General features: G+C 68.7%; 10 protein-coding genes. All 10 read right to left on the minus strand.

What is annotated here, in order from left to right:
* Positions 1-7: 7 nt before the first annotated feature.
* Complete coding sequence (locus CQ040_RS17775; protein WP_105527645.1) at positions 8-1,696, minus strand: ABC-F family ATP-binding cassette domain-containing protein; 1,689 nt, start codon at positions 1,694-1,696, stop codon at positions 8-10.
* Between the two features lie 77 nt (positions 1,697-1,773).
* A complete protein-coding gene (locus CQ040_RS17780) occupies positions 1,774-2,325 on the minus strand; it encodes an OsmC family protein (protein WP_105527644.1) in 552 nt (183 codons plus the stop codon).
* 113 nt (positions 2,326-2,438) lie between these two features.
* Positions 2,439-4,244: an ATP-binding protein gene (locus CQ040_RS17785; protein ID WP_105527643.1), complete on the minus strand. Its 1,806-nt coding sequence runs from the start codon at positions 4,242-4,244 to the stop codon at positions 2,439-2,441.
* On the minus strand, positions 4,241-4,588 hold the full coding sequence (locus CQ040_RS17790; RefSeq protein ID WP_028502324.1) for a response regulator: 348 nt from the start codon (positions 4,586-4,588) through the stop codon (positions 4,241-4,243). Before CQ040_RS17790 ends, CQ040_RS17785 begins: the two co-directional genes overlap by 4 nt.
* Positions 4,585-4,728, minus strand: coding sequence for a hypothetical protein (locus CQ040_RS20795; protein WP_181156779.1), 144 nt, complete (start codon positions 4,726-4,728; stop codon positions 4,585-4,587). The genes CQ040_RS17790 and CQ040_RS20795 overlap by 4 nt, the downstream gene beginning before the upstream one ends.
* Positions 4,725-6,212: a glycosyltransferase gene (locus CQ040_RS17795; protein WP_105527642.1), complete on the minus strand. Its 1,488-nt coding sequence runs from the start codon at positions 6,210-6,212 to the stop codon at positions 4,725-4,727. The genes CQ040_RS20795 and CQ040_RS17795 overlap by 4 nt, the downstream gene beginning before the upstream one ends.
* Positions 6,212-6,925: a PHP domain-containing protein gene (locus tag CQ040_RS17800; protein ID WP_105527641.1), complete on the minus strand. Its 714-nt coding sequence runs from the start codon at positions 6,923-6,925 to the stop codon at positions 6,212-6,214. The genes CQ040_RS17795 and CQ040_RS17800 overlap by 1 nt, the downstream gene beginning before the upstream one ends.
* A complete protein-coding gene (locus CQ040_RS17805) occupies positions 6,922-7,911 on the minus strand; it encodes an ATP-grasp domain-containing protein (RefSeq protein WP_105527640.1) in 990 nt (329 codons plus the stop codon). Before CQ040_RS17805 ends, CQ040_RS17800 begins: the two co-directional genes overlap by 4 nt.
* Positions 7,911-8,954, minus strand: a complete 1,044-nt coding sequence (locus tag CQ040_RS17810) for a response regulator (RefSeq protein ID WP_105527639.1) — start codon at positions 8,952-8,954, stop codon at positions 7,911-7,913. Before CQ040_RS17810 ends, CQ040_RS17805 begins: the two co-directional genes overlap by 1 nt.
* Positions 8,955-9,099: 145 nt before the next feature.
* A complete protein-coding gene (locus CQ040_RS17815; RefSeq protein WP_105527638.1) occupies positions 9,100-9,414 on the minus strand; it encodes a DUF2277 domain-containing protein in 315 nt (104 codons plus the stop codon).
* Positions 9,415-9,665: the final 251 nt, after the last annotated feature.

Raw genomic sequence — 9,665 nt, forward strand, 5'->3', positions numbered from 1 at the left:
GCACCGCTCAGCGGGCGCGGGCCACGCGCTTCTCGTCCCACACCGGAGCATCGGACTCGTAGACCTCGCCGTCGGCGCCGAACACCAGGAACCGGTCGAACGACCGGGCGAACCAGCGGTCGTGGGTGACCGCGAGCACGGTCCCCTCGAATCGCGCCAACGCCTGTTCGAGGGCTTCGGCCGACTCCAGGTCGAGGTTGTCCGTCGGCTCGTCCAGCAGCAGCAGCGTCGCCCCCGAGAGCTCCAACAGCAGCACCTGGAACCGCGCCTGCTGCCCGCCCGAGAGCGAGTCGAACGTCTGCTGGGCCTGGCGCACGAGTCCGTAGCGGTCGAGCGCCGAACTCGCGGCGTCCCGCGGCATCCCGGCGCGGCGGTCGTCGCCGCGGTGCAGGATTTCCAGCAGTGTGCGTCCGACGAACTCCGGATGCGCATGCGTCTGCGCGAAGAGCCCGGGTACGACGCGCGCTCCGAGGGTCGCGGTGCCGGTGTGCTCCACCGCGCTCAACTTCTCCCCGGTCGATGTGACGTGACCGAGCGTGGAGTCAGGATCGCTGCCGCCGCGCGCGAGCAGCCGCAGGAAATGCGACTTGCCCGATCCGTTCGACCCGAGCACCGCGACCCGGTCGCCGTACCAGACCTCCGCGTCGAACGGACGCATGAGGCCGATCAGTTCGAGCCGCTGCGCCACCACTGCGCGCTTGCCGGTACGTGCGCCGCGCAGACGCATGTCGAAGTCCTGCGACGGCGGACGCTCCTCCGGTGGTCCCGCCTCCTCGAACTTGCGCAGACGGGTCTGCGCCGCCTGATACCGCGACGCGAAGCCGTCGTTCGCCGAGGCCTTCACCTTGAGGTTCGCGACGAGGGTGAGCAGCTTCTCGTGCTGCTCATCCCAACGCCTGCGCAACTCGTCGAGCCGATCCATCCGGTCGGTCCTCGCCTGCTGATACGTCGAGAACCCGCCACCGTGCACCCAGGCCGTGGCTCCGGCCCCACCGGGTTCGAGCGTTATCAGCCGATCTACCGCACGCGCGAGCAGTTCACGGTCGTGCGACACCAGCAGCACGGTCTTCGGCGTCTGGCGCAGCTGCTCTTCGAGCCACCGTTTGGTCGGCACATCGAGGTAGTTGTCCGGCTCGTCCAGCAGCAGCACCTCGTCGGGGCCGCGCAGCAGCGCCTCGAGCGCGAGCCGCTTCTGTTCCCCGCCGGAGAGGGTCGTGAGCTCGCGATACCTCGCACGTTCGAAGGGCAGCCCGAGCGCCGCGACCGTGCACTGGTCCCAGACGGTCTCGTGCTCGTAGCCGCCCGCGTCCGCATACTCGGCGAGCGCCGACGCGTAGGCCATCTGCGTGTCATGCTCATCGCGTTCGATCAGAGCGTTCTCGGCTGCCTCGAGCGCTTCGGCCGCCGTGCGGATGCGTGCGGGGGCGACGCGCGCCAGCAGCTGGTGCACGGTCTCGCCTGCTTCGCCATGGCCGACGAACTGGTCCATGACGCCGAGCCCGCCGTCGATCGTCACGACGCCGTCGTCCGCGGCTTGATCGCCGCGGATGATCCGCAGGAGGGTCGTCTTGCCCGCTCCGTTCGGACCGATCAGCGCACTGGTCGAGCCGGCGCCGACTCTGAATGTCGCCTCATCGAGAAGAGGTCTGCCGTCTGGGAGCGTCAGTGAGACGCTGGAGACATCGATATAGCCCACGGTGCGTGGCCGTCCTTCCGCCCGCGCATGCCGAGCCGACCAGGATATCAGGTTGAGCCACGATGCTCCGACTCTGCTCAGGCGAGAGCGCTCGCTGTCGGCACGGGTGCTGCGAAGAGGTCGAGAACGGGACAGTGCGCGTCGACGACCGCGCGCAGGTTCTCGTACTGCTCCGCGCTGTCAGGGCCCGTGATGTCGACCGATACCCGCACGTCGTGGAATCCGGCGCGCCCCGACTCATCGATGCCGAAGAGCTTCCGCACATCCAGGTCTCCCTCTGCCGTGATCTCGATCTCGTCGATCGTGAGCCCGAGGGCCTGGGCATAGAGCCGGTAGACGACCACCTGACAGGAGACGAGCGCACCCAGTGCGTACTCGACCGGGCTCGCCGCCACGTCGTCGCCGGCGAGCGCACCGGGCTCGTCGACGAGGAAGCGGTGCTTGCCCGCGCGGATCTCGGTGGCGACCGATCCGATGCCGCGGCCGCTGACCCGATACGTGAGCTGGGCGTTCGCGTCGTCCGCCGCGATCCTCTCGTTCCACGCGGCGCCGGCGTCGGTGAGTCGCTGCGTGCGCTCGACAGGGGTGACATCGGCGATGCCGGCGAGCTGGTCCTGGAGAAGAGTCATGGCCCGACGGTAGCGAGCGTCTCCAGCGAACAGCCCGCCGCACGTCACGGGGCTTCACGGGCGGACACAGGGCGTCACGATCTCCGGATGGCCCCGGCGCCACCGGGTCGCGGTCAGTCGGCGCGGCTCAGGCTCATCAGCACCTCGGTGCGCGGCGCCGCTGGCAGGACGAAACGGAACTCCGTGCCCACGCCCTCCTGGCTGGTCACTTCCATCGTGCCGCCGTGCGCCAGGACGATGGCTCTGGTGATCGTGAGCCCGAGCCCCACGCCCGGGACCGCGTTGCGCGTCGCGGTCGACGCGCGGAAGAAGCGGGTGAACAGCATCCCCTGCTCGTCTTCGGGGATCCCGACGCCCGTATCCGAGATGAAGAACTCGACGCCGCCGTCGACCTGCCGCACTCCGGCCGTGACCTTCCCCCCTCGAGGGGTGAACTTGATGGCGTTGGAGAGCAGGTTGTCGATGGCCTGCCCGACCCTGCCGGCGTCGACGAAGACGGGTACTGCGTCCACGCCCACCTCTGCGATCAGCTCGATCCCCTCTCGCTGCGCGTGCGGTCCGGCCGACCTCGCGGCAGAGCGGACCAGCTCCGCCACGTCGGCCTCCTCGCGCTCCAGCGGGAACCGTCCGGACTCGACCTGAGCGGTGAACAGCAGATCGCCCACGAGGTTGAGCAGACGCTGCGCGTTGCGCTCGATGATCCCGACGAACTCCTGCTGGTCGTCGGTGAGAGGTTGCCCCGGATCGTTCTGGAGCAGATCCAGGAAGCCGATGATGGCGCTGAGAGGCGTGCGGAGCTCGTGCGAGATCATCCCGACGAACTCGTCCTTCATCCGCGCCACCTCGACGGCCCTGGTCTCATCCGTGAGCACGAACAGGTATCCCTGCTGCGCCCCTGCGCCGTCCTTGTGCGGAGTGACCGTCACGCGGGCCGGAACCGTGGTCCCTCCCGTCGTGATCACATCGATGTCGCCGTCGACCGTCGCGCCGGCATCGGCCTGCGCGAACAGCGCCTTGATCCCCGGCGAGAGCTCGGTGTAGCCCGGAGGGAGCCCTGGCATGAGCTGCGGGGGCTCGGCGTTGTCCGCGGCCAGCATCGAGAGGACGGCGGTCGAGAAGAAGCGATCGATGCGCACGCCCTTGAGCGCTTCGTCGACGGGGAGTCCGAGCAGCCGCACTGCTCCGGGGTTCCACGCGGTCACGGTGCCGCTGCAATCCGTCGCGATCACCGCCTGCGCCGTGATCGATGACCACAGGCTCTCGAACGAGTCCAGCAGTTCGCGGTACTGGCGCTCCTTGTCACGCAGCTGCACGATCATGGCGACGTTCTCCGAAAGCGCCCTGGTGCGTTCGGCCACCAGCTCCTCCGCCTGTTCGACGCGCATGCGCTGCTGCCGGGAGAGCTGGTTGATGACTGCTGCCACCGCCGAGAACACCAGCGGACCCACGACGCCCCGCAGCCACTCGACCGAGGTCTCGGGAGGATCGGTGAAGTACGGCATCAGCAGCGCGATCGAGGTCAGCCCGCCGACGACGAAGACCCAGCGGATGCCGGGAGCGGCAGCCAACCAGACCACGGGCAGGAGAACGAGCGACGAGAAGAGGGAGGTGGCGCCGCCGGTGCCGGTGCGGAACAGACCGAGGCCGACGATGTCGACGATGGGGATGAGCAGCACGGCCCAGCCGTCGTGCACCCCGCGCGCCGTGAGCACGGCGGCGAACGCGGTGGCGACGAGGACGACGGCGATTCCCGCCACCGCCGGCACGACGTGCGTCATCGGAAGGTCGGGGACCCACCAGGTAAGGATCGCCGCGATGACAGTCGCGACGACCGTCGGGGCCTGCTTGAGCAGCGGGCTCGGGCTGTCGAAGACCTGATACCAGCGGGTCTCCGCACGGTCGAGCGGCGTCGCCCTCATCGCCGTACCCGACCGACGATGGCGTGCAGGTCCGAGCCCGTGATCGGCTTCGGCAATGCGGCATCGGCGGGTGGGTAGTCGGCCGCGTCGAGCACCGAGCTGATCACGAGGAAGCAGTCGGGGAACCGCTCCTGCACCAGACGCGCACATTCCTGCCCTGAGATGCCGGGGAGGAGGAGATCGAGCACCGCGAGAGCAGGGTCGATGTCGGGGAACGCCGCGATCGCCGACTCGGCGTCCGGCGCGATGAACACATCGAAGCCCTCGCGGTCGAGATAGCGGCGCAGCAGCGCCGCCTGGTCGGGGGCGTCTTCGACGACCAGGGCCAACGGCCTCCCGGTCATCGCAGGAACAGCTCTCGCACGACGACCACGATGACGACGACCGCGAGAGCGAGGAGCGCTTGCGGGATCAGTCGCCGCTCTCGGCGGCCGTCCGCGGCGATCTCCTCCACCTCGGCGTCGTGTGACGGTGCTGCGGTCATGAGTCGACACGTCCGATCTTCTCTGTCTTGATCCAGGAGGCGTCAGCTCGACGCCACTCTTTGATGTAGGAGTCCACGGTGATGGCGCACAGCAGCGAACCGTAGCCGCAGATGTAGAGCAGGAGACCGGCGAAGAACCGCCCGCCGGGGAGAGGCTCCACCGCACGCGCCAACCAGATCCCGAGCATCGAGATCGGCCCCCAGAGGTAGAAGATCACTGCCCACGTGATGCGGGACTGGTCTGTCAGCTGCAGTCCGAGCGCGGTCAGAACCGACTCGAACACCCAGGGGAACAGCGCGATGGCCATCAGGATCAAAGCCCCGAGCCCTGGGAACATGATCGCCTCACGCCAGGAGTGCCGGCCGGTGCGCGGATCGAGCTGCACCGCGTACAGCATCGAGAAGAGGTAGATGCAGGCCGCGGAGATCCACATGAAGCGGAAGACGAACTCGGCGATGTCGCTGTGCAGGACCAACAGTGCGAGCATGCCGCCCGCGGCCAGGAGCATGAAGGCGGGCAGCAGCAGGATCGTGAACCAGGCGAGACCGAACCCGAAGCTGCCCAGCTTGTGTTCCCGGCTCGGACGGAACCAGAGCTTTCGGTAGATCGAGGTCAGCTGAACGTTGCCTCGCGCCCACCGCAACCGCTGCTTCCAGAGGCTGTCGATCGTGCGCGGTTCTTCGGCCAACACAACGGCGTGCGGTTCGAAGACCATCCGACGCCCCTTGAGCTGCCCCTCGAACGTGGTCATGGTGTCCTCGGCGAGAGTGCCGGTGGGAATCCGCCCGCCGATCGCCTCGAGGTTCGCCCTCGAGTGCAGCTGCGCGCCGCCTGCCAGGCACGCGATCGCGCCCCCGACGTTCTGGACTCGGCGTGCCGAGAGCTGCCCGATCACGTACTCGATCGCGATGAACCTGGTGAGGTAGTTGCGGTCGCGGCTGCCCTCCGCGATGTAGGCCGTGACGGCGCCGACCTTCTCATCGGCGAGGTGCCGGGAGAGCTTGCGCAGCGAGTCGCGTGCGAAGATCACGTCGGCGTCCATGATGAGCACGGCTTCGGTCCACGAATCGGCGAGGACCACATCGAGCCCGTGGTTGAGGGTGTGCGCCTTGCCCTCGCCGCCTTTCTCCCGCCGCAGGTGCACGACGCGCCCGGGGTGGGCAGCGATCTTGGCGGCCGCGATGGCCGGGGTGTCGTCGGTGGAGGCATCGTCGACGATGAAGACCCGGAGGCGGTCGGCCGGGTACTCCAGCTGGAGCAGACGCTCGATCGCCGGACCGATCACCGCCCCCTCGTTCCACGCGGGGATGATGACCGCGACGTTCGGGTGGTAGGGCGCCGCCTTGCCGTAGTGGTTGCGGAATGCGTGCAACGGCAGGGCGAGGAACTGCAGCCCGGTGTTGATCACAGGCAGCGTGCCGACCAGGACGCAGAGCAGGAGCAGGATGACCAGCACGGTCTGCAGCCAGGTGAGGTCGACCATCAGGAGGCCTCGACCGCGTCGAGCAGCGGGATGATCCGGGAGTAGCGGCCGACGTCCGATGCGTCGTGGCTGTCGGTGGAGGCGACGATTTCGCCACCGACTCGGCGCAGCGTGGTCAGCGTCGCGACCCCGGGGCAGCCCCATTTCTCGTTCACCTCGACGAGCGTGCCGGTGTCGGCGGCGGCTCGCGCCCAGGCCTCGGTGCGCTGCGCACCGAGGTCGCCCTCGGACAGACCGATCTTCGGCAGGATCGAGAAGCAGTGTGCGAGCTGGTTCCCCGGGTACCGGCGCATCGTCGCGATGAGCGCTTCGATGAGCTGGTCGAGCACGTCGTCGGTCGCCCAGCCCTCGGCGATCCGCTCCCGCACGGCTGAGGGTCCGAGCGGACCCTCCACTCCGGGGAACTGATGGTCCGCGATGAGGATCCGATCGATGCCGGTCGGAAGCGCCGGGATGTCGAGTGTTCCTGTGACGTCGAGGATCTTCGCCTCGACGCCGGTGAGAACCGTGAGCCCGTCCGGCACCCGGAGTGCGCGGACGGCGGCGAGGTACTCGGGTACCCAGGTGGTGCTCTGACGCACATGATCGACCAGACGCAGCGTCGTGAGCCCGACCGCCGATGCGGCCTCGACGTTCTGCGCGAGCGTCGAGACGGCATCGTCCGAGAACGTCGAGTGGACGTGGTGATCGCCGCGGAGCGCCGCGTTGATCACAGTTCCTCCTGATGCCCCGCATGGTCGGAGACCAGCAGGTCGTCGACCTCGACGATGATGTCTTCGAGGAAGCGCACCGAGGCGACTTCGCGGAACGGGATCCGCACCGGCAGCTCGCGCCCCAGGAACAGGTCGGCCACGAGCGAGGGGATGTCGACCCCGGCCGCGATCGTCAGGGGCAGCGCGCCGGGAAAACGCGGATTGACCTCGAGCAGCACGGCGCGGCCGTCGCGGTCGCGCCGCAGCTGCACGTTCGCGACGCCGACGAGTCCGATCGCCCGCGCGATCGATGCGGCCGTCTCCTCCAGCTCGGGGTCGAGGACCGTGCGCCCGGCGATCGCGACGCCGGAGTCGACCCTGGCGCGGGTGCGGGGCACTGCTGCGATGACGGTGCCGGCCGCGTCGGCGATGACGTCGACGGAGTACTCCTCCCCCGGGAGGAAGTCCTGCACGATGAGGCCTTCGTCGGTCGGCAGCGCTTCGAGCGCGGCCCGGTCGGGCACGAGGCGCACCCCGCGACTGCCGGCTCCCTGGCGCGGTTTGGCGAAGACCGGGAACTCCCAGTCGACGGCCTCTGCATCGCTCCCGGCCAGAACCGTGCGCGGGGTGTGGCCGGTCGCGGCGCAGCGCTCGGCGAGGGCCAGCTTGTCGAGCGCGGTGTTCAGCGTGTCCGCCGAGGGTGCGGCCAGAACCGCGGGCGCCAATTCGTCTCGCCGGTCGGCGAGGGCGATGAGTTCGACGTCGACCGTGGAGATCACGAGATCGAGCGCGTCGTCGGCGACCATCCGCGCGATCGTCGACACGAAGTCCGCATCCCGCCCCGGCGGCACCAGACGACGCTGCTCCGGTGGCACCAGGTAGATGCCGCTCGCCCAGCCGTCCATGTCGGCGGCGAACACCGTCAGGTCAGAGCGACGCAGGAGCGAGCGGATCACGGCGACTCCGGCCGGCCCACCGGCACCGGTCACCAGCACACGTTTCGTCATCAGCTCTCCCGTCGGGTGAGTTCGTGGGCGCCGATGAACTCCGCGGTCTCACGCACGACCTCGAGTGGCTCGACCGCCGTTCCGCCGCCGAACCTCGACCAGTACCGCGCAGTCGCCGTCACGAACTCGGGTGCGAGGTACTCGCGGCTCTCGGTCTGCGAGCCGAAGCGCTCGAGCAGCTGAAGCTTCTCGTCGAGGTACTGATCGATCCGCACGAACCGCGTGGGGCGGAAATCGATCGTGGAAGAGGGACTCTGGTAGCACGCGACCGTGCCGACGCGCCGGGTCGCCACGATGGTGGCTTCGCTCACTGCGCGGTGATCCTGGTGACGATCATGGCTCGAGTGCGTGTAGACGATCGTGGGCTGGACCTCCTGCACGACCTCCTCGATGAGACGGACGGTGGAGCCGCCGCCGGAGATCTCCGTGTCGACGAGATCCTTGAGGAAGAGCCGAGCACCCAGCATCTCGGCGGCCGCCAGCGACTCGTTCTGTCGACTGTCGGCGTCGCCGCCACGAGCGCCGCGGGACAGCGTCAGGATGGTGATCTCGTCCTGGGCCCTGGCGTGGGCGGCGAGCAGCCCACCGACTCCGATCTCGACATCGTCCGGATGCGCGCCGATCGCGAGCACCCGCTCAGGCTTTCGCGCCTCCTCGCGGCGACGCCGGCCTTCCTCCACCAGGCGGGTGACCGCCTCGACGAGCTTGCCGTTGTCGAGCGGCTTGGTGAGGAACTCGTCAGCCTGCGCACGCAGTGCCGAGACCGCGTACTCGACGGAGACGTGCGCGGTCATCACGACCACGGGAACGGAGGGATCCATTCGTCGCAGCTCGGCGAGCAGCTCGAGGCCGCTGAGCCCCGGCATCTCGATGTCGGTCACGACGACGTCGGGGCGTGACGCTGCGACGCGCTCGACCGCGATCTGGCCGTCTTCAGCGACGTCGACGATGCAGCCTGCCCGTCGCTCGAGAACGGTCTTCACGAGCAGTGCTACATCGGGGTCATCGTCGACGACGAGTACGCGGGGGGCATCCTCAGGCATGTATTTACAGCTCTCCTTGGGGAGGTTCCCTCGCCGATGGGGATCGGCATCGCGATCTCAGTGCCTTCAACACCGGGACCGCAGGGAAAGTCGAGCGGGGTATGTCGATTGTGGCATACAGCACAACCGTCGAGCGGCTCCTCGACTAGGCGTCGGCACGAGCGGCGCGCTTCTCCGCCTGAAAGACCCTGATCGCCTCGTAGCGCTCGGCGGATCGCGCCCGTCGCTTGGCTGCTTCGTCTTCACGATTCTTCGGCGGTGCCGCGGTGACGAGCTCGCCGAGGAGACGGCTGACGACCTGCGCGATCTCTTCGACCGCACTGCCGAAAGCGGCTTCATTGGCTCGCGAGGGCGCCGTCGTCCCGGCGATCTTGCGAACGAACTGCAGGGCGGCGTCGTGGCATTCCGCCTCGGTGGCCGCGGGCTCGAGATTGTTCAACGGGACGATGTTTCGACACATACCGGCACGCTACGCCGGGCCGTGGACAGACGGAAGAGGCGGCAGGGTGCGGTGATGATCCGCGATGGGATGGTGCGAGGGGCTTCGCGCTCGCTACGCTCGGGGCAATCGGAACCGCCGAGCGTGTTCCCCCGTGCACACCGTCGACAGGACAGAACATGACGAACCCCCCGTTCCCCGAGCCGCCGACCCCCGACTCCTCTGACCCGGGCACGCCGCCGCCCGCAGCGCCGGCCGCTCCTCCCGCTGCT

It is taken from the genome of Microbacterium sp. MYb54, assembly GCF_002979515.1.
GTDB lineage: Bacteria > Actinomycetota > Actinomycetes > Actinomycetales > Microbacteriaceae > Microbacterium.